The sequence below is a fragment of the Actinacidiphila acidipaludis genome, assembly GCF_019890725.1.
GTDB classification, from domain to species: Bacteria; Actinomycetota; Actinomycetes; order Streptomycetales; family Streptomycetaceae; genus Actinacidiphila; species Actinacidiphila acidipaludis.
Window position 1 is genome coordinate 171,114 of the sequence record NZ_JAINZZ010000001.1, and the last position, 19,089, is coordinate 190,202.

At 72.1% G+C, this 19,089-nt stretch carries 17 protein-coding genes; 5 read left to right on the forward strand and 12 right to left on the reverse strand.

Annotated features, from left to right (window positions below; genetic code table 11):
* Window positions 1-41: 41 nt before the first annotated feature.
* Together K7862_RS00780 and K7862_RS00785 are read right to left on the reverse strand one after the other, a co-directional pair.
* On the reverse strand, window positions 42-557 hold the full coding sequence (locus tag K7862_RS00780; protein WP_222959452.1) for a hypothetical protein: 516 nt from the start codon (window positions 555-557) through the stop codon (window positions 42-44).
* Between the two features lie 110 nt (window positions 558-667).
* A complete protein-coding gene (locus K7862_RS00785) occupies window positions 668-1,849 on the reverse strand; it encodes a glycosyltransferase 87 family protein (protein WP_222959453.1) in 1,182 nt (393 codons plus the stop codon).
* A 198-nt stretch (window positions 1,850-2,047) separates the two neighbouring features.
* Here K7862_RS00785 and K7862_RS00790 point away from each other — a divergent pair, with 198 nt between their 5' ends.
* From K7862_RS00790 to K7862_RS00800, 3 genes are read left to right on the forward strand one after another with little or no spacing between them, the layout of a single operon-like run.
* Window positions 2,048-3,250 (forward strand): sensor histidine kinase, encoded by a 1,203-nt coding sequence (locus tag K7862_RS00790; RefSeq protein ID WP_262412455.1) that lies wholly within the window; start codon window positions 2,048-2,050, stop codon window positions 3,248-3,250.
* On the forward strand, window positions 3,247-3,921 hold the full coding sequence (locus tag K7862_RS00795) for a response regulator (RefSeq protein WP_222959454.1): 675 nt from the start codon (window positions 3,247-3,249) through the stop codon (window positions 3,919-3,921). The genes K7862_RS00790 and K7862_RS00795 overlap by 4 nt, the downstream gene beginning before the upstream one ends.
* Before the next feature lie 30 nt (window positions 3,922-3,951).
* Window positions 3,952-4,305, forward strand: coding sequence for a hypothetical protein (locus K7862_RS00800; RefSeq protein WP_222959455.1), 354 nt, complete (start codon window positions 3,952-3,954; stop codon window positions 4,303-4,305).
* 738 nt (window positions 4,306-5,043) lie between these two features.
* Here K7862_RS00800 and K7862_RS00805 read toward each other — a convergent pair.
* The 3 genes from K7862_RS00805 to K7862_RS00815 form a co-directional block, all read right to left on the reverse strand.
* On the reverse strand, window positions 5,044-5,958 hold the full coding sequence (locus tag K7862_RS00805; RefSeq protein WP_308011772.1) for an NADPH:quinone reductase: 915 nt from the start codon (window positions 5,956-5,958) through the stop codon (window positions 5,044-5,046).
* A gap of 240 nt (window positions 5,959-6,198) precedes the next feature.
* Complete coding sequence (locus K7862_RS00810) at window positions 6,199-7,092, reverse strand: aldo/keto reductase (RefSeq protein WP_222959456.1); 894 nt, start codon at window positions 7,090-7,092, stop codon at window positions 6,199-6,201.
* Window positions 7,089-7,646 (reverse strand): TetR/AcrR family transcriptional regulator, encoded by a 558-nt coding sequence (locus K7862_RS00815; protein ID WP_222959457.1) that lies wholly within the window; start codon window positions 7,644-7,646, stop codon window positions 7,089-7,091. Before K7862_RS00815 ends, K7862_RS00810 begins: the two co-directional genes overlap by 4 nt.
* A 556-nt stretch (window positions 7,647-8,202) precedes the next feature.
* Here K7862_RS00815 and K7862_RS00820 point away from each other — a divergent pair.
* The gene (locus tag K7862_RS00820) at window positions 8,203-8,607 is read left to right on the forward strand and encodes a nuclear transport factor 2 family protein (RefSeq protein ID WP_222959458.1); all 405 of its coding nucleotides are present in this window, start codon (window positions 8,203-8,205) and stop codon (window positions 8,605-8,607) included.
* A gap of 16 nt (window positions 8,608-8,623) precedes the next feature.
* On the opposite strand, the gene K7862_RS00825 is transcribed toward K7862_RS00820, so the two are convergent.
* The 7 genes from K7862_RS00825 to K7862_RS00855 all read right to left on the reverse strand — a co-directional run bounded on the left by K7862_RS00825 (window position 8,624) and on the right by K7862_RS00855 (window position 18,014).
* Window positions 8,624-9,175 (reverse strand): AAA family ATPase, encoded by a 552-nt coding sequence (locus K7862_RS00825; RefSeq protein WP_308011773.1) that lies wholly within the window; start codon window positions 9,173-9,175, stop codon window positions 8,624-8,626.
* A gap of 251 nt (window positions 9,176-9,426) precedes the next feature.
* Window positions 9,427-12,246 carry an N-acetylmuramoyl-L-alanine amidase gene (locus tag K7862_RS00830; RefSeq protein WP_308011774.1) on the reverse strand — a complete coding sequence of 940 codons (2,820 nt, stop codon included), beginning with the start codon at window positions 12,244-12,246 and terminating at the stop codon, window positions 9,427-9,429.
* Window positions 12,247-12,517: 271 nt separating this feature from the next.
* Entirely contained in the window at window positions 12,518-13,453 is a 936-nt protein-coding gene (locus K7862_RS00835) for a hypothetical protein (RefSeq protein ID WP_222959459.1), read from the reverse strand.
* The gene (locus tag K7862_RS00840; RefSeq protein WP_308011775.1) at window positions 13,450-14,046 is read right to left on the reverse strand and encodes an RNA polymerase sigma factor; all 597 of its coding nucleotides are present in this window, start codon (window positions 14,044-14,046) and stop codon (window positions 13,450-13,452) included. Before K7862_RS00840 ends, K7862_RS00835 begins: the two co-directional genes overlap by 4 nt.
* Window positions 14,047-14,212: 166 nt before the next feature.
* Window positions 14,213-15,571: an ankyrin repeat domain-containing protein gene (locus K7862_RS00845; protein ID WP_222959460.1), complete on the reverse strand. Its 1,359-nt coding sequence runs from the start codon at window positions 15,569-15,571 to the stop codon at window positions 14,213-14,215.
* Between the two features lie 496 nt (window positions 15,572-16,067).
* A complete protein-coding gene (locus K7862_RS00850; RefSeq protein ID WP_308011776.1) occupies window positions 16,068-17,156 on the reverse strand; it encodes an NAD(P)/FAD-dependent oxidoreductase in 1,089 nt (362 codons plus the stop codon).
* 18 nt (window positions 17,157-17,174) lie between these two features.
* Window positions 17,175-18,014 (reverse strand): SDR family oxidoreductase, encoded by an 840-nt coding sequence (locus K7862_RS00855; RefSeq protein WP_308011777.1) that lies wholly within the window; start codon window positions 18,012-18,014, stop codon window positions 17,175-17,177.
* A gap of 314 nt (window positions 18,015-18,328) precedes the next feature.
* Here K7862_RS00855 and K7862_RS00860 point away from each other — a divergent pair, with 314 nt between their 5' ends.
* Entirely contained in the window at window positions 18,329-19,081 is a 753-nt protein-coding gene (locus K7862_RS00860) for an SDR family NAD(P)-dependent oxidoreductase (RefSeq protein ID WP_222959461.1), read from the forward strand.
* The last annotated feature ends 8 nt before the right edge of the window (window positions 19,082-19,089 follow it).

A 19,089-nucleotide genomic window follows, 5' to 3' on the forward strand; every position in this document is an offset into this window, starting at 1 on the left:
AGGAGACACCGTGGGGGCAGAGCACGCATGAGGGACCCCGCTCAGGCTGCGGTGGCGGCTCGTCGTAGGTACCGGCAGTGCCCGACGCACCAGCCGGCACCGGCGCCGACTCCCAGCAGCAGGGCCATGAGCGCGAGGGTGGGAACGGCCAGGATGACCAGCCCCGCGCCGGCCGCGTTGTCGTTGTCCGGCGAAGCGCCGTCCGAGGGACTCGGTGCCGGCGACGCCAGCATGGCCGCCACGTAACAGGCCATCAGCAGGACGGTGCTGAGCGGGGCGGAGACCAGGAGCACCGGCCATGCCTTCCGGTAGGCGACGAGTCCACCCCACAGGACGGTCCAGGAGAGCGCCGCACCGATCAGCCAGGCCAGTGCCACCCGCGTCGCGCCGGACAGAACGCTGCTGCCGGAGGAGACCAGGCTGTAGACGGTCGGAAGCCACGCCACCAGCAGCCCGAGCCAGACCACCCCACAGACCCACATCCACCAGGGGAAATCCCATGCCGCCCAGACCGCCTCACGCAGCAACTCCCGTGGTCTCTGCGGCCGTCCAGCCACTCGGCACTCCCCCGCTGTCGTGGCCACCCGGCCGCTCGCCCCCCGTCACCGCCGGGACGCCCACGCCGCCACCCATGGTTCCCGACTTCGCGGGCAAGCCCCGACGCCGTCTACAACCGGGCCGGTTCGCCGGGGTTCGGCAGTGTGCCGGCCGGCTCCCGCGCCTCCGGGCCCGGCGACCGCTGATCGACACCGGTACCGGCCCCCGCACGGCCGAGGGCGACCGCGCGCTGCGACCTCACGATGCCCGACCAGTTCAAACGCAGGCGCAGCCGCCACGCCATGTACCCGACGAACGCCAGGCCGGACAGCAAGTAGCAGTTCGCGACGAGGGTGTTCACCCCGTCGAAGCCGTAGGACCGCGGCATCCACCACAACGGCGACAGGCAGAAGAGCACGTACACTCCCGCCGCCCAGCGCCGGCGTCCGTCCCGGACGAGCAGCACCAGCGCGGGCACGACCCACATCCAGTGGTGCGCCCAGGAGATCGGCGAGACGAGCAGTCCGGTCGTGCCGGTGACCGTCGCCGCGGCCAGCCAGTCGTTCCGCCGCGCCCAGGCCACCGCCACCGCGATCCCGGCCACCCCGAGGACGAGCGGCACCACCGGATACCAGCTGCCCACGTGCTCCGGCCCGCCCAGCAGACGCGCCGCGGCGCCGAACGGCGACTGGTTGCTGACGTAGGCCGCCCCGACCCGCGAGGTGTCGAGGAAGACACCGCTCCAGTAGACACGCGACGCCTCCGGCGCGACGAAGAAGGCCAGCAGCCCGCACGACAGGAAGCTCCCCGTCGCGACCGCTGCCGCACGGAAACGGCCCGCGAGCAGGAGCAGCACGACGAATATCCCGGGCGTCAGTTTGATCGCCGCCGCCACGCCGATCGCGATCCCCGCCCGGCGGCGACCGGCGGCCACCAGCCGGACGTCGGCCAGTACGAGTGCGAGCAGGAACGGGTTGACCTGGCCCAGGAAGATCGACTGCCACATGGGCTGCAGGAACGTGCCGGCGACCACGACAGCGGCCAGCCGCGTCCGCGTGCACCGAACCCCCGCGAGCTTCAGCGCGCTCACCCAGGCCCATGCGAACGCGGCCACCGACGCCGCTTCCCAGAGGACCCTCGCGACCGTCAGTGGCAGGTGCGCCATCGGGATGAACAGGGTCGCCATGAACGGTGTGTTGGTGAACCAGTGCGCGACGAGCTGCTCCCGGTACAGCCTCGCCCCGTCCGTGACGACCCGGCCGCCCTCCCAATAGATGTGGAAATCCAGCGCGTTCCAAGCCGTCGCGAACACGAGGACTCCGATGACCTGAACGGCTAGCGCGGCATGCACGACACGTGCTCTTGTCAGTCCCATGGCATCGGACGATCTCCCGGGCGGTACCCGCGAGACATCGGGCCGCGGGCGACACCTGCCGACCCGGCCGGTAGCCCGCGGGCGTACATCCACGGGCTGATGTGTCACCGCAGGTCAGCCCGTTACGATCCGCCCATGTCCCCGACCGCAGCGACCACACCCACCGCGCCGATCGCACCGGCCGGCCCCGTACCGGCCTCCGGCTGGACGCGCCTGCGGGCGGTCCTCGCCTGGGCCGGCGTGGCCGTCTACCCCGCCGTGCTGTTCCAGGCCTCGCCGGGCGGAAGGGACGGCAACAGCCTGTTGTGGATCGTGGCCGGCGCTCTGCTGACGGTCCTGGTCGTGGCGCTGATGCGCCGCCGCCCATGGCCGGCCTTCACCGTGCTGGTGGGCGCCTGGCTCACCATCATCGCGCTGGCGCCGGTGCGCGCCGCCGCGACCGGCGGTCTGCAAGTGCTCGTCACCGACCTCGCCGTCGTACTGATGGCGGTGGAGCGCACACGCCGCTCCTCGCTCACCGCCGCCGCGGTGGCCGTCGTCACCCAACTGGCCTGCTCGGTCCTCTACGCGCACGGAAACGTGATCGTGCCCGTCGCCGGGTCCATCGTGCTGGCGGCGGTCGTCGCCTGGATGGCGGGCAACTCCGTGCGCGAGCGCCGCGAGCACGCCGCCGTGCTGGCGGTACGGGCCACCGAGCAGGCCGTCACCGCCGAACGCTTGAGGATCGCCCGCGAACTGCACGACATGGTCGCCCACAGCATCGGCGTCATCGCCATCCAGGCGGGAACCGGCAGCCGGGTCATCGAGAGTCAGCCGGACGAGGCCCGCAACGCTCTCTCGGCCATCGAGGCCACGAGCCGCGAGACACTTTCCGGCCTGCGCCGGATGCTGGGCGCGCTGCGCCAGGCCGAGCCGGACGCCGCCGCCCGTCCGGCCCCGCTGGACCCGACTCCCGGCCTGACGGACCTTCCCCGGCTGGTGGCGACGACGGGAGAGGCCGGCGTGCGGGTGGAGGTCCACCGCCGCGGCCAACCCTGCTTTCTGCCAGCCGAGTTGGACCTGTCGGCGTTCCGCATCATCCAGGAGGCGCTGACCAACGTCGTCCGTCACTCGGGAACGGCTCAGTGCGAAGTCACCCTCGACTACCGGGAGGCGGAGCTCACCATCGAGATCGTCGACGACGGCCGGGGCTGCGAACTGCCGGCCGCCGGGGGCTACGGCATCATCGGGATGCGCGAGCGAACGGCGCTGCTGCAGGGCGAGTTCAGCGCCGGTCCCCGTCCGGAGGGCGGCTTCCGCGTCCAGGCGCGGCTGCCCCTGCCCGGGGAGGCATCGTGACGGTCCGCGTCGTGCTGGTCGACGACCAGCCGCTGATCAGGAAGGGCCTGCGCGTTCTCATCGCGGACGCCCCCGATCTCGAGGTCGTCGGGGAGGCGGGCGACGGCGCCGAGGCGGTGCGCGTGGTCACCGAACTCGCCCCGGACATAGTGGTGATGGACATCCGCATGCCCGGCGTGGACGGCATCGAGGCCACCCGGCGCATCACCGCGGCAGGCTCCGCCACACAGGTCATCGTCCTGACGACCTTCGACGATGACGACTACGTCTACGGGGCGCTGCGCGCGGGAGCCGGCGGATTCCTGGTCAAGGACATGGCGCTCGAGAGCATCCTCGACGCGATCCGCGTGGTCGCGGCGGGCGAGGCGCTCCTCGCGCCCGGCGTCACCCGCCGCCTCATCGCGGAGTTCGCCGCCCGGCCGGGTCCCGCAGCCACCACCCCGGCCCGTACGTCCGACGACTCCGTGGGCGTGGTGACCGCCCGCGAACGCGAGGTGCTGACCCTGGTCGGCCGTGGTCTCTCCAACGCCGAGATCGCCGCCGACCTCTCCATCAGCATCGCCACGGCCAAGGCTCACGTCGCCCGGCTGTTCACCAAGCTCGACGCCCGGGACCGCGTGCAGCTGGTGATCATCGCCTACGAGGCCGGCCTGGTCGCGCCTTCGTCCTGAGCCGCGCACCTACGGACAAGGGAACCAGTCATGCGCCTGGGCATCATGGGGCACCGCGGCTTGTCGCCGCAGGTCGAGGCCCAAGTCCACACATTCCTGTGCGAGTTGATCGATGGGATCGCGGCGGAGGAGCTGGTGGGGACCCGCTGGGTCTCCGACGGTCCCGGCGCGTGGTTCGCGCAGATCGTCCTCGCCCACGGCGGCCGGCTTGGGGTCGTCATCCCGGCCGTCGGGTACCGCGAGAGTCTGCCCGACCGGCACCGCCCGGTCCACGACGAGCTGACGGCCCGCGCCGTCGAGGTCCACCGCGCCGGCCTGCGGGAGCCGAACGCGCGGGCCCACCAGGCGGGCACCGACATCGTCGTCGCCTGGCAGACCGACTGATCGCCGTCTGGGACCTCCGGCCCGGCCGCGGCGACGGCGGAACCACCGAGGCTCCCACGGGACTTCTGACAGGACGAGTTGGGGTTCGCTCCCGGGGGATCCTCATCTCAGGCCGGCCACGGCCGCGGATCGCGAGGCGATGACCGACACCAGCGCCGCGACCGGCAGCGCGGCAGGGTCGGAATGCGGCATCCTGAATGCCTCCTGCGCGTCTCCGGACGGTCAGGGTATCGGGGGCGGTTCAGGGGGTGGCACGTTGCGCATGGCCAACGCGGGCAGGGCTCTGCTCATGGCCGCATGGCTCGACGCCGTGAACGCCTGGGAGGACGGCGTCCATGTGCGAGGCCTGGTGATCACGGGAGTCAGTACGCTCGTCTTCGCACTGCTCATGTTCGAAGGGTTCGATCGGTGGCATCGGCGTCGCCCGGCCCCCGGATCAGCCCCACCCCCACCGCTCCCGCCCGGTACGCCAGGGTCCGTGCCACCCGACGACGTCGACCACCGCGGCACGGACCCGGAGGGTTAGGAGCGCTGCGGCCCCGGATGCTCGCACACCACACGTCTCACCGAGGATTCGGCGCACGGTTTTGGATCTTGCTCGGGCAAAGGGCCGTTGACGAGAACCTTTGCCGCGCGGGGTGGCCGCGGGCCCGGCAGAGGTCGCGGTGATGCCGCCCGCCCGGCCGCCGCATGCGAGGTCTCCCGTGGGCGGCGGGGGGCTCGGTAGCCGACGGGACGTCAGGAGGTGATGTCCACCAGGACTTTGCCGACCACGTGGCTCTCGACCGCGCGGTGCGCGTCGGCGGTGCGGTCCAGGGCAAAGCGGATCAGCGGCAGGCCGTGCTCCTCGCCGACCGGCAGCGCTCCGTCGCGCACTGCGGCAGCGACGTCCTGGACAGCCGCGGCGCGTGCCTCCGGGCCGGCCGTGTAGAGCACCAGGAACTGGAAGCGTGTGTTCAGTGCCATGTTCTGCAGTACGTTCAGTTCGACCGGCTTGCCACCGTCGTTGGCGTAGGTCGATATGGTGCCGCGCGTCCGCAACACCGCCAGGTCCAAGGCGAGGTTCGCGCCCAGCGCCACCTCGGCGACGATGTCGACACCGTCCGGGGCGATCTTGCGGATCTGGGCAGCCGGGTCGCCCTCGCGATAGTTGATCACGTGGTGGGCTCCGGCGGCGGTCGCGAGCCGGGCTTTCTCCGGGCTGCTCACCGTGCTGATCACGGTGGCGCCGGCCCATCGGGCGAGCTGGATCACCGCGTGCCCGACCGCTCCGGCCCCGCCTGCGGCGAGCACCACCCTCCCGTCGAGCGCCCCGGGCCGCAGCCGGCGCGGACCGTCCTCGGCGACGGTGAGCGCGCGGTGCGCGGTCAGAGCAGGGACGCCGAGTGAGGCGCCGACGTCGAATCCGGCCTCGTCCGGCAACGGCACGGCTTGTTCGGCGGGCACGACGGCGAACTCGGCTGCGGTGCCGGTGGGCCGCCCGGCGGCGGCCATGAACAGCCAGACCCGCTGACCCACCCGGCTCCGGTCGACACCCTCACCGACAGCGTCGACCGTGCCGGCGCCGTCGAGGTGCGGGGTGACCTCGGAGAAGTGCTTGGGGTGGCCGACGCCGGAGCGTGCCTGCCAGTCGGTCGGGTTGACCCCGGACACGGCGACCCGGACGCGAACCTCGCCGATGCCCGGCGCCGGCAGGTCACGGTCGACGAGCTGCAGAACGTCGGGGCGCCGTTGTCGCGGTAGATGATGGCCTTCATGATCCGTCCTCGGAGCGTGGTGGAGCGGGTTTCCCGCAGTGACCTGGCGGTGCGTCAAGGTGTCCGGCGTGTGGTGCGGCCGCGAGCCGGGTCGCGTTGGCCGCCGTCAGCCGATGGGGACATCGCGTGGTTCCGGTCAGCCGATGGGGACATCGTTGGAACGGGTCTCGACGGCATCGAGGGTGGCGAGGGTCGCGGCGTCGAGGGTGATCCCGCTGACCGCGATGTTGGCCTCCAGGTGAGCGACGTCGGCGGTGCCGGGGATGAGCAGCGCGTTCGGGGCGTGGTGCAGCAGCCAGGCGAGGCCGACCTGGGAGGGCGTGATGCCCAGGGACTCGGCCACGGCGTGCACCACTGGCTCGTCGGTCGCTTTGGGCAGGCCGGGGACCGCCCCGCCGAGCGGGAAGAACGGCACCCAGGCGATGCCCTCGGCCGCGCAGAGCCGCAGCATGTCCTCGTCATCGCGGGAGACGAGACTGTACGCGTTCTGCACGCAGACGATGCCGGCCGGCAGGGCGCGGCGCAGGCCGTCGAGGGTGACACTGCTCAGGCCGATCGCACCGATCTTGCCCTCGTCGCGCAGGTCGGCCATCAGCGCGAGCTGGTCGTCGAGGCCGACGACCTGATCGCCCTCAGGACGGAGTCCGGGACCGGTGTCCAGGCGGCGGAGGTTGACGACCGCGAGCCGGTCGACGCCGAGGCTGCGCAGGTTGTCCTCGACGCTGGCGCGCAGCTGCTCGGGCCGCTGCGCCAGACGCAGCGGCACACGCCCGCCCGGGTTGGGGTCAGCGCCGACCTTGGTGACCACCAGGACGTCGTCCCCGGGTCGCAGTGCCTCGCGGATCACGGCGTTGGCGAAACCGAAGCCGTAGAACTCGGCGGTGTCCACGTGGTCGACGCCCAACTCGACCGCGCGGCGCAGCAGCGCGACGGCCTCGCCGCGACGGTCGTGCAGGCGCTCGAGCTGCAGGGCGCCGTAGCCCACGCGCACGACGACGCGGTCGGCGAACGGAGCGGTCGCGGTGGTCATGACGCTGTCTCCTCGGGCGGTGATTCCAGGGCGCTGTACAGCAGTTCGGCCTGGTAGAGCGCCATGACCCTGTGGGCCATCGGCGTGGCGCGCTCCCGGGCCTCGGCCGGCTCATGGTGCTCGACCTTGACGAGCCAGGCCGTGAGGCAGTCGCGCAGCATCGCGCGCATCCGGTCGGTCATGTCGACGACGATGTCGCGGATGGCCGGGTTGGTGGTCGACTCTCCCCAGGTCTGCACGCCGACCCGAGCCTCGGCCGGGTCGATCGCGGCGATCAGGCGGGAGAGCAGTTCGTCGGGGCCGGGTGGGGCGTCGGCCGCGGCGTACTCGCCGAGGGCATCGGCGCGCTTGGCGAGCACCTCGCGGGCGGCGGCCCGGACCAGGTCGGCCTTGTTGCGGTAGTGCGCGTAGATCGAGCCGGCCGAGAGACCGCACTCGGCGGTGATGTCGGCGATCGAGGTCCGCTCCAGGCCGTTGCGGCTGAAGCAGCGGACAGCGGCCTCGGCGATCTGGGTACGCCGGAGTTCCTTGCGCGCGTCGGTGAGCCGAGGCACAACACCTCCCACAAAAAGAACCATGATTCTGCTTATGAGGGACGCTAGCAGAACCATGGCACTGTTTGTGATGGGTGCGGGTCTGGGTTCAACCACGCGGCGCCCTGGGTGCGTTGGCCGAAGGCCCGGGGACTCACGCGCCCGACCGCTGTCCGAGCGCGCAAGTGCCGCAGCGTCCCGCGTCGCGGCCGGCCTCACACTCCGCGCGGCGCTTCATCCGGGGCACCCCGACGCGGCATCTGGCTGCGCGTTCGCGATGGCATGGTCGCTGCGCACATGGGTCAGGGTCGTCGCAGCTTCACGACTGCGGGTCAGCCGTCGTCGGGCCACGCCTTGCAACTAGCTCCGGTGTCTAAGGGCGGCTGGCGCGGTGAGCCGCAGCGGATCGCCGAGCCGGTCACGAGCGCGGGGACCCAGGGCGGGGATGCGCGACAGCCGATGGCCTGTTCGAGTGGTTGGGACGCGACGCGAGCCGGGTGACGGTCCCGCCGCGCGGTGGGCGCCTACCGTGGAGGTGAGGACGGCGGTACGCGCGTCACCACAGTGGAGGCCGGTCATGAGCGCGGACACCAACGTCGCCACCATCACGTCGGTGTACGAGGCGTTCGGACGCGGCGACGTGCAGGCCATCCTGAATGTGCTGAGCGAAGACGTGAACTGGGCGACGGAGACGGTGTCCACGGCGGCACCGTGGTACGGGGTGCGCTCGGGCAAGTCGGAGGTGCGGGCCTTCTTCGAGCAGTTCGCCGCGGCCATGAAGGTCGACGAGTTCACTCCGCTGGCGTTCGCGGCGAGCGAGACGGACGTCATGACCGTGGTGCGGCTGAAAGCTCACCACCGGGCCAACGGCGGGAACGTGGCGATGCAGATGCACCACTGGTTCACCTTCCGGGACGGCCAGATCGTCCACCACCGCGCGACGGAGGACACCGCGCAGGTCGAGCGGTTGTTCCACCCCTGAGGATGGCAGGCGGAGGTCAGCCCGTCAGAGCCCGGCGGAGAGCTTCGCGGATGATGCGGTCGGCGGTCTGCTCGGGAGTGAGAGCCGCGGTGTCGAACCACCAGCCGGCGTCGCCGAACTCCCGTCGCATCGTGGCGTCCAGAGCCTCGTAGCCGTCGAAGTCGAAGCGTTCGCGCGGGTCGCGGTGGGCGTTGCGGTACCGGCACGCCTCGATGCCCGGCGACAGGACGACGAAGAGGACCTGCCGGGCCGGGAGGAGCGACAGGAAGAAGTCGAGCTGCCTGCGGTCGGGGACCACTGTGTCGATCACCGGCGTGAAGCCGGCGTCGGAGAAGTTGTTCGCCAGCGCGCACAGGTTGCGGTTGCACAGGTCCACTTGCCGCGCCGCCTCGTCGGCGGGCTCGCCGAGTGCCCACACGTGGCCGCCGACCACCAGCGTGCTGATGAAGTAGCCGTCGAGCAGGGCGGATCGCGACAGCCGGTCGGCGATCAGCCTGGTCACGGTCGACTTCCCGGCTCCCGGCATCCCCGTCACGATCAGGCAGCTCGATCCCGCGTCATCGATCACCGTCGGGAGCGTGCCAGGACATGTGCCCGGGGGCAACCGCGTTTCGAACCGGCCGCGTCGTGCCCGGGCTCGCCCGGAAACGGGGTCGCCGTCCCCGGACACCGCGAGGGCCGCCCCTCCCCGTTCACGGGAGCGAGCGGCCCTGCGTTGTGCCGGTCAGCCGGCCATCCGATCAACCGGCCATCCGATCAGCCGGTCAGCCGGTCAGCGACTCAGCCGGCCGGTGACGACCGGCCGGCGTCACCTCGAGGTCAGACCAGGAGGCCGTAGATCTGCCAGCCCGTGCCCACCTTGACGCGGGCGGCGTACGGCGACGCCGGGTTGCCCGTGCCCTGGTAGAACCACAGCGCGCCCGTGGAGTCACGGCCGATCAGGTCCGGCTTGCCGTCACCCGACATGTCGCCGGGGCCGACCAGCGTGTCGTACACGCCCCACTTCACGCCGATCTTGAGCCGGGCGGCGAAGGGCGCGGTCGCCGAGCCGGTGCCCGAGTACAGGTACAGGTCGCCGGTCGAGGTGCGGCCGAGCATGTCGCCCTTGCCGTCGCCGGTGAAGTCGCCCAGCGCCACCAGGGTGTCGTACGCGCCCCAGCCCGCGCCGACCTTCACGCGCGCCTTGAAGGGCGTCGCCGGGGTGCCGGTGCCCTGGTAGAGCCACAGCACGCCCGAGGAGTCACGGGCGACCAGGTCCGGCCTGCCGTCCCCGGTCACGTCCCGCACGCCGGACATCGTGTTGTAGGCGCCCCAGCCCGCGCCGACCTTGAGCCGGGCCTTGAACGGCGCCGACGGGTTCCCGCTGCCCTGGTAGTACCAGAGGACACCGGAGGTGTCCCGAGCGACCATGTCACCCGTGCCGTTCGCCTTCAGCTCCGTCATCGGCACCAGCGTGTTGTAGACCTGCCAGCCCGCACCGACCTTGAAGCGGGTGAAGTACGGCGAGGTCGCGCTGCCCGTGCCCTGGTACTGCCACAGCACGCCCGACGCGTCCCGACCCAGCATGTTCGTGCGGGTCGTGCCCGGATCCGGAGCGGTGGAGCTGATCTGCTGCACGTCGCTGGCGAGGACGAAGCCCAGCCGGTGGTTGTACCGGATCGGGTAGAAGACCTTCGTCGCGCTGGTGACCAGGGTCCGGTCGTCCGGTGCGTCGCCGTTGATGTTCTTGGCGAAGTAGAAGTCGCCCTTGACCGCGGGTCCTGCCTGGACGTAGACCTCACCGGCGTTGACCGAGTACTTCGACAGCGGCTTGTCGGTGTCGGTCTGGACGGTCACCTGGGTGCCGGCGTACGCGGCGGTGTCCGGGTAGCTGCGGCCGTAGACCGGGATGGAGGTGGCTCCGGCGCGCGGCGTCAGCACCGTCTGCGTGCCGGTGCCGACCGGCGCGGTCCACTGACCGCCCGGGTTGTCGAACCAGGCCTTCTGGCCGCCGTACCAGATGGCGGTCCAGTCGCCCTGGACACCGGCGACCACGTAGCGGGCGCCGGCGACGGCCTTGTCACCCCAGTCGGGTCCTTGTGTGGTGCCGGCGCCGAGGTACGGATCCGAGATCAGGGCACCGGTGCTGGACGGGGTCTGCCGCAGCCACACGAAGTTCGCGGGCTGCTGGTAGCTCTCGGTGGTCCCGTCGTGGGTGTACGCCACCGTCGGCTGGTTGGCCGTGGTGAACGGCGGCGTGATGGTGATCTCCTGGCCGACCTTCAGCGGACCGCCCGCGCTTCCGGCGCCGGTGGGGGCGCCGAGCAGCGACATGTAGTGGTTCCAGTCCCAGTACGGTCCCGGGTCCCAGTGCATGCCGGGTACGTAGACGTCGAGCGGTCCCGGCACCTCGTCGTGGCCGATGATGTGCTCACGGTCCAGCGGGATGTGGAACTCGGCGGCCAGGTGCTTCACCAGGGTCGCGGAGGAGTCGTACTCGGCCTCCGTGTACCACGAGCCCTGCTTCATCGCGTAGCCCTCGTGCTCGACCCCGATGGCGTGCTGGTTGAAGCCCATGTTCCCGGCGTGCCAGGTGATGTTCTTGTTCTCCACCATCTGCGTGACCTGGCCGTCGGACGCGCGGACGATGTAGTTGGTGCCGACGTCGTTCGCCGGGTTCTGGAACGTCGAGACGGCGCTGTCGAAGTCGCTGTCGGTGTCGTGGATGACGATGTACCGGATGTCCGGGCTGCCGTTGTGCGGCAGGGTGGTGCTCGGCCGGTCGGCGATGTCGTAGTTGCCGTACTTCGACGGGTCCGTCGTGCTGGTCGCCGCGTAGGCCGCGGGCACGAAGTTGCACGCCAGGCCGGTCGGGCAGTCAGGCGTCGGGGTCGTGCCCGCGTTCGTGCCGGCGGCCTTGGCGGTGTTCGTGGTCGTCGCCGCCGCGAGTGGCGCCTTGGCCGGCTTGTCGGCCTGGAGCCCCGGCGAGGCGGACAGTGTCACCTGCTGGCCGTCGGAGGTCATCGTGGAGACGCCGTCGCGCATGGTGCTGAAGACCCGGTCGGCGAAGAGCTTGGCGCCCGCGGTGTCCGGGGACTGGCTGAACCGTTCGACGGCCGCGTACCAGCGGGCGGGATCGGCGGGCAGCGACCCGTAGGCCGCCTTCTCGTACGAGGCGAGCAGTGCGGCGGCCCCCCGGACGCTCTGCCCGGAGTCGGTCTTGAGGTCGTCCGCGGACGTGCCGGTCAGCTTGGCCGCCGCGTCCAGCGTGTGCAGGCGCGGGTCGGCGGTGTCCACCGCCGCCGCCTCGGCCGCCTTCGCCTTCTGCGGGTCGAACCCCTTCGTCTTGGCCGGGTCACCGCTCTGGTCGACCTCGGTGTCCGACGTGCCGGCGGCGGCCGGATCGAGGTCGGAGGCGGTCACCTGGGTGAGGCCCATGACGTTGTAGTTGCCCGTGAAGCTGGGCTTGCCGTCGTGCGACTCCCAGCGGGTCTGCCGGTATCCGACGGCCATCAGAACGTTCTGCGGGACCTTGAACTCCTGCGCGGCGGACGCGAAGGCGTCCTGCAGCGCGTGGGTGTCGGTCGTCGCGCTGCTGCCGGACCCGCTCGACGGCGAGGCCAGCGCGATCGTGCCGTACGTCGCGACGGTGGCCAGCACGGCCGCTCCCGCTCCATAGGCGATCAGTGATTTCCTTCTGCGGTGCCTGCTACGGGCCACGTTGCCCCCCGGATCTCCGGCGCGCCCCGGGGCGCGCCCCTCCCCTTGACAGCCACCCCGAATGGTGACCGCCGAAGGCGCAGAGGCTATCAGCCGTCTCTGACGCCACGTTGACGAGCCCGTGCCGGTACTGTGCGTCGTCACCGAGGACGTGCGGGGCGTCCGGCGCACGGCCCTCGTCCGGGCCGTGCGCCGTGGTCGCCTTCGTTCGTCAGCCGGTCGTGTCGGTCAGGCCGACGGACAGGTACGTCGCCGTGCGCTGGTCCTTCTCGCTCCGCCAGGGCTCGATGAGTTCCAGCAGAGTGCCGGTTTTCGGTGCGATGATCACCTTCGTGGTGCCGACGCCCCCGCGGTAGGCGAGCTCCGTCCCGGTGCGTCCGACGCTGTCCTTGACCGTGCCGACGACCGTCACACCCTTCAGCTCGGCAAGCGCTTTGAACACGCCGGCACGCAGCCGCGGACTGGCGGGTGCGTCGGCGAGCAGGGTGCTCGCCTGCACGAAGCCGAGGGTCCCCGCGTCCTCGTCCTCGTCGGCGGAGGCCTTGGTCGTGCTCTCGATCAACCGCAGCAACTGTGCCGGGTCGGTGGTCAGCGCGTCCAGTCCGTTCCAGTCGTAGGTCCGCGACCCCAGTCGCCAACCGGGGAAGTGGCCCGTGCGGACCGCCTTGCCGGGCGTGATGTAACGAGCCTCCATGGAACGCGAGATGTACGCCTCCATGGCGTCGGCGCGCACCTTCCAGTACGTCCCGGAACCGGCCGGCTGGGTGGCGGCGACCTCCGCCACGTCGTTCAGGAACGCGGACGCGGACTGCGCCTGCGTCCCCTGCCGGGCGCCACCTCCCATGGAGACACCCGTCACCGTGACGCCGGCGGCGACCGCCGCCAGGGCGACGACGGACAGCAGGCGACGGCGCTTGCGCAGCGGCGTCACCACGGCGTTCGTGCGGGCCTTCCCGTCGGCCTCCTGCCGCGAGGCCCTTGCCAGGTCCTCGCGCACCGCGCCCTCGACCGCGGACAGGGCCCGGGCCAGCACCTCCGCGGACGGAGGCGCGACCCGGCCGGCCGTCTGCAGCGCCTCGGCGCCCGGGAAGTCCATCACTGCCTGCCGCTCGGTCATGCCCGTCTCCTCAACGTCGTGTGTGCTCATGCCGGGTCTCCCGTCACGGCCAGGCCGCGCCCCGCCGGGCGGCCCGGCGCGAGCCGTTCGCGCAACCGGCCCCGGGCCCGGTGCAGACGCGATCGGGCCGTCCCTGCCGGAATGCCCACGGCGGCGGCCGCCTCGGCCGGCGTCAACTGCTCCCAACTGACGAGGAGCAGTACCTCCCTTTCGTCCGGCGGCAGTTCGGCCAGCGCGCCGCGCAGGGCGGGGGCGAGCGCCGCCGCGTCGAGCCGCTGGTCCACGGCCTGCCACGGATCGCTGACCTGTTCTCCCGGCGGAGCCTCCGCCCGGGCCGCCCGCCGCAGATGACCGGCGAGAACGTTGCGGGCCACTCCGAACAGCCAGCCGCGCGCTGAGCCGCGCGAGGCGTCGAACGTGCGCCGCGCGGCGAACGCCTGCAGCCAGGCCTCGGCCAGCAGATCGTCCGCGGCGCCCGGCACGCGCCGCGCGAAATAGCCGTGCAGGACGACCGAATACCGCTCCACCAGGGGCGTGAACGCCGCCGGATCGTCGGCGGACATCGTCAATCGGGTGTCGCTGGCACGTTCGCTGTCCGCCTCGTGCTCCGACTCCACTTCCACGGAATCTCCGTCTCCGACCGTCCCACGACGGTCTCACCCCGTACTTGTCGTGCCGCGGCGGTCGCGTTCGCGGCGGCACAATCGCGTGCGCGGCGGCGCGGTCGAGGGCGCCGGCGTCAGGTCGCGGGGGCCGGGCTCACGTCGACGGAGCGGCGGGCGTTCGGCTTCACGGCTGGTCGGTGGCGGCGGAGTCGCGCCCCTCGATGGCGTCGCGCGCCGCCAGGAACCGTTCGCGCGGCATGCGCCGGATCACCTCATAGGCGCGGTGCGCCTCGGGGACGCTGTCCTCGGGACGGTCGAGGAAGGCCCGGACGACCGGGAGGTCGGCGCGGGGATCGTCGCGCAGGCCCAGGCCGCGGGCGCCCTCCACCGACACGTCCGGATCGGCGTCGTCCATCAGCCGGGCCAAGGACGCGCGGATGCGGGGTGTGTCGGCACGGACGTCGGACAGCGTGCTCGCGGCGTTCCTCCGCACCTGGGCGTCCGCGTCCTCGGTGAGGGTGAGAACCGTGCGCAGCGCCTCGGGGTTGTCCGGCACGACCATCCCGTGCAGGGAGGCGGCGGCCTGGGCCCGCACCTCAGGCTCCGGGTGGCCGGCGTGCCGCAGGATCTGCGGGAGGGCGCGGGTGTCGTCGTGCAGCCCGAGCGCGCGGAGGATCTCGGTCAGCACGCCCGGGTCCTCCTCCACGGCGGCGCGGCGGCGCAGCAGGTCGATGGCCGCCTGATGCAGCCGGACGGCGGGCTCGTCCTCGGACACGGCGTGCAGCACGAGGACCTCGGCCGCGAACCTGCGCCGGGCCGCGTCGGAGGCGGACGTCAGCTCCGCCGCCGCCACGGTGAACGTCTCCTCGTCCATCCGGGAGGCCAGAGCCATCGCCGGGTAGAAGCGGCCGACGTGGTCCGGCTCGAAAGCCACGGCCCTGTCGGCCAGTTCGCCGTAGGGGACGCGGATACCCCGGAGTTCCTCCAGCTCGGTCAGGATCGCGGCGTGCCCGGTCTGCACGCTCACCGAGCACGAGGGCGAGGACTGGGTCGAGGACGAGGACGACGACGAGGACGTGGTGACGTGGACGGTCTCGAACCACCCCGTTCCCACGTCCTGCGCGGGGCCGCGCGTGATCCGCGCCTCGTCGCCCTCCACCCCGCCCAGCCGTCGCAGGAGTTCGGCGCCCGCGTCGACGCCCACCCAGGCGCGGGCGAGGTCCATCGCGTCCCGCCCTACGTCGTCGCGGAACCAGAAGTCGGGTGAACCGCCGCGCAGTTCGTGCCAGGCGCCGACCGCTCCGCCGTCCGCCGCCAGCATCACCGGCGTGCGGCCCCCGGGGCAGCGCAGGTTCGGGTCTGCACCGGCCCGGAGCAGCACCTCGCACATCGCGGCGTCGGCCCGGACGACGGCGAGCCCGAGGGCCGTGTACCCGCCGTCGTCCCGCGCGTCGGCCGGCACGCCTGCCGCCAGCAGCTCCTCGGCGGCATCGGTGTCGCCGGCCCGTACGGCGGCGATCAGCGCGGCAGCGTCCATCGGCATGCCCGCCATTGTTCGCTCCTCATCACTGAACGTCCCATTCCACATGGGTACGTTGAACGATTTCACTGACAAAGGATCACTTGGTCACCAGGACCACCACCGGCTTCCTCGCCCACGCCCCCGCCGACACCGCCGGCGGCCGGGCCGCCGAAGCCGCGTACGCCGCCCTGAGCCGGAGCGATTCCACGCTCTGACCTGGCCTTCGAACTGGCACTGAGCGAGTCGGGCGAGCCCGGTGCCGGCAGGGGTACCCGCCGCTGTGGAGGCCGCGCCGCTCAGAGCCCGGCTTGCGAACGCGGCGCCCCCGCCGCCGGGCTCAGCAGAACCAGGGTGTCCCCCGGTTCGGCCTGCGGCACGGCTCCTTCCGTGACCGGTTCCAGCCGGTGTCCGCGGCGCACCACGAAGAGCAGGTCGCTGCCGGTGGGGAGGGGCGCGCCGGCGGGGACGGCCGTGATGACGCCGCCGTCCTCGTGCTTGCGGGCGAGGTCGGAGCCCGTCAGGTGCGTCCCGAAGAGGATCTCCCCGCCGAGGTAGGGGGCGACGACGCCGTGGCTGCCGATCGCCGCGCCGACGCGGTGGACCGGGCCCTCGACCCCGCCGCGCAGCAGCGCCGCCGCCAGCGCGTTGAAGTCGTCCTCACCGGTGAGCAGGTACAAGGCGGTGATGCCTTCCAGCTCGGCCCCGGCGCCCGTCGCGTCGGCCAGCATCTCTCCGGGCGCGAGCTCGATGCCCGCCCGCTGGATGAGCCGCCGTTGCCGGTCGAGCCCGGCGCCTCGACGCCCGCCGTCCACAGCACGGTGCGCGCGGCGTACCGCGTGGTCGTGCCCTGCCGGTCCTCGACCGTCAGACCGTCGGCGTCGAGGTCGGTGACCCTCGTGCCGAGATGGAGTTCCACGCCGAGGTCGGCCAGGGTGCGCGCGGCACGCCCGGCCAGCGGTTCACCGAAGGGCCCGAGCACCTTGTCGGATCCCTCGAAGAGCAGCACCCGGGCCTGGAGCGGGTCGATCGTGCGGAACTCGCGGTCGAGGGTGTGCCCGGCGATCTCCCGGATCTGGCCGGCCAGCTCCACGCCGGTCGGGCCGCCGCCGACGAGCGCGAAGGTGAGCCACTGGCGTCGTTCTTCCGCGTCGGCGGCGGACTCGGCCATCTCGAACGCCCGGTAGAGCCGGCGGCGGATCTCCAGGGCGTCGGCCAGGGTCTTCATGCCCGGGGCGTGGGCCGCGAACTCGTCGTGCCCGAAGTAGGACTGCCGCATGCCGACCGCGACGATGAGGTCGTCGTACGGCACGGCGACACTGCCGCCGGCCGGCCGCCGGGTGTGGACGAGGCGGGCCTTCACATCCACGTCGGTGGCGTCGGCGAGCAGGCAGCGCACGTTCGTGTGGCGGCGCAGCACCGCGCGCAGGGGCTGCGCGATCTGGCCCTCGGACAGGATCCCGGCCGCGCACTGGTAGAGCAGCGGCTGGAAGAGGTGGTGAGCCCGGTGGTCGAGCAGCGTCACCGCGACCGGGGCCCGGCGCAGCGCACGGGCGGCGAACAGCCCCGCGAAACCGCCCCCGACGATCACCACCCGGCGGGGCGTCACATGGTCTTCCACCGGGGCTCAGCCGCCGGTGGCGAAGCCGGGGAAGAGCGTCATCCCGCCGTCGACGTACAGGGTCGCGCCGACCACGTAGTCCATCAGGTCCGAGGCCATGGCGACGACGGCGTCGGCGATGTCCTCGGGGTCCCCCACCCGCTGGTACGGGATGAGTTTGAGCAGCTCGGCCTCGGCCTCCGGCGTCTCCCAGGCGTCCCGGTTGATGGGGGTGCGGATGGCGCCGGGGCCGATGGCGTTGACACGGATGTGGTGGGGTGCGAGTTCCTGGGCCAGAGTCTGCATCATCATGCCGACGCCGCCCTTGGAGGAGGCGTAGTTGACGTGGCCGGTCCACGGGACGATCTGGTGGACCGAGCTCATGCAGATGATCTTCCCGGCCGCCCGGGACACCTCGGGGACGATGCCGCGGCGCATGAACTCCTTCGCCGCCTCACGGGCGCACAGGAACTGCCCGGTGAGGTTGACGTCGATGACCTTCTGCCACTGGGCGAGCGTCATGTCGACCAGCGAGGAGTCCCGTTGGAGGCCCGCGTTAGCCACCATGATGTCGATGGTGCCGAGCTCCTTCACCATCCGGGCGACCATCTCGACGACCTGGCCCTCGTTCGACACGTCGGCCTCGTGGGCGTAGGAACGGACCCCGAACGCCTTGATCTGCTCGACGACCTTCTCGGCCTCGTCCGGACCGACGACGTAGTTGACGACGACATCGGCGCCGGCCCTGCCCAGGGCGATGGCCGTCGCCTTGCCGATACCCGAGTTCGCGCCGGTCACCAGGGCCTTCTGACCTCGCAGAAGCTGCGCGTTCACCGGGGTGCCGCTCTTCTCAGCACGTTCCGCCACGACGATCCTTCCTCGAGCGTTTGCAGCAGGACCCGGGCCCCGGCTGCCGCCCGGAGCCCGTCACAGAAGCCGTCGCATTCTCGTGGTCACACGAAAGCACCCGGGCTCACGGCGGCCCCACCGGCACGCCTGCCCGCGCCTGCTCCGGCCACCCACGCCACCCGGACGGCCCACCGGGCGCCGGCGGCTGCAGCAATTCCCGATGGCCGCCATAAGCGGTTCCTCGTGTCACGGCGAAATCGCCGGCGGCCGATCACGGTTTCCCCAGGTCGACAAGGCCGTACGGCCATGAATTCCGCTGAAGGGAATGTTCCATGACTTCCTCCTTCTCTCTGGAAGGTGACATCGCGCTGGTGACCGGCGCGACGAGCGGCATCGGCGCCGCGACCGCCGTCGCCCTGGCCGGGCAGGGGGCCCACGTCCTGGTCGCCGGCCGCAACACCGGACGCGGCGAGGCCGTGGTGACCACGATCCGGAGCCGCGGCGGCAAGGCCGACTTCGTCGCCGCCGACCTGAGCGACGCCGAGTCGGCCCGGCAACTGGCGCGGCGGGCCGTCGAGATCGGCGGCCGGGTCGACGTCCTCGTCAACAACGCCGGCGCCTACGCGTTCCAGCCGACGGCCGAGGTGACGGAGGAGCAGTTCGACGCCGCCTACGCGCTCAACGTCAAGGCGACGTTCTTCCTCGTCGCCGAGCTCGCCCCGGCCATGGCCGCGCGCGGCAAGGGCGCGATCGTGAACATCAGCACCCAGGTCGCGGCCTTCGGCGCGGCCGGCGCGGCGCTGTACGGCTCCAGCAAGGCCGCCGTCAATCTGCTGACCAAGGCGTGGGCCGCCGAGTACGGCCCGCACGGCGTGCGCGTCAACGCGCTCGGCGTCGGCCCGACGCGTACCGAGGGCACGGCGGCCATGGGTGACGGCCTCGGGCAGCTCGCGGCGCAGTCACCGGCCGGCCGGCCCGCCGGCCCCGAGGAGATCGCCGCCGCGGTGGTCTATCTGGCGAGCGACGCGGCGAGCTTCGTGCAGGGTGTGGTGCTGCCCGTCGACGGTGGCCGCACGGCGGTGTGACGCCGCGG

Coding starts and splice junctions, on each gene's coding strand:
- K7862_RS00790 (WP_262412455.1), top strand. CDS start 2,048: ATGTCCCCGACCGCAGCGACCACACCCACCGCGCCGATCGCACCGGCC.
- K7862_RS00800 (WP_222959455.1), top strand. CDS start 3,952: ATGCGCCTGGGCATCATGGGGCACCGCGGCTTGTCGCCGCAGGTCGAG.
- K7862_RS00810 (WP_222959456.1), bottom strand. CDS start 7,092: ATGACCACCGCGACCGCTCCGTTCGCCGACCGCGTCGTCGTGCGCGTG.
- K7862_RS00820 (WP_222959458.1), top strand. CDS start 8,203: ATGAGCGCGGACACCAACGTCGCCACCATCACGTCGGTGTACGAGGCG.
- K7862_RS00835 (WP_222959459.1), bottom strand. CDS start 13,453: ATGAGCACACACGACGTTGAGGAGACGGGCATGACCGAGCGGCAGGCA.
- K7862_RS00845 (WP_222959460.1), bottom strand. CDS start 15,571: ATGCCGATGGACGCTGCCGCGCTGATCGCCGCCGTACGGGCCGGCGAC.
- K7862_RS00860 (WP_222959461.1), top strand. CDS start 18,329: ATGACTTCCTCCTTCTCTCTGGAAGGTGACATCGCGCTGGTGACCGGC.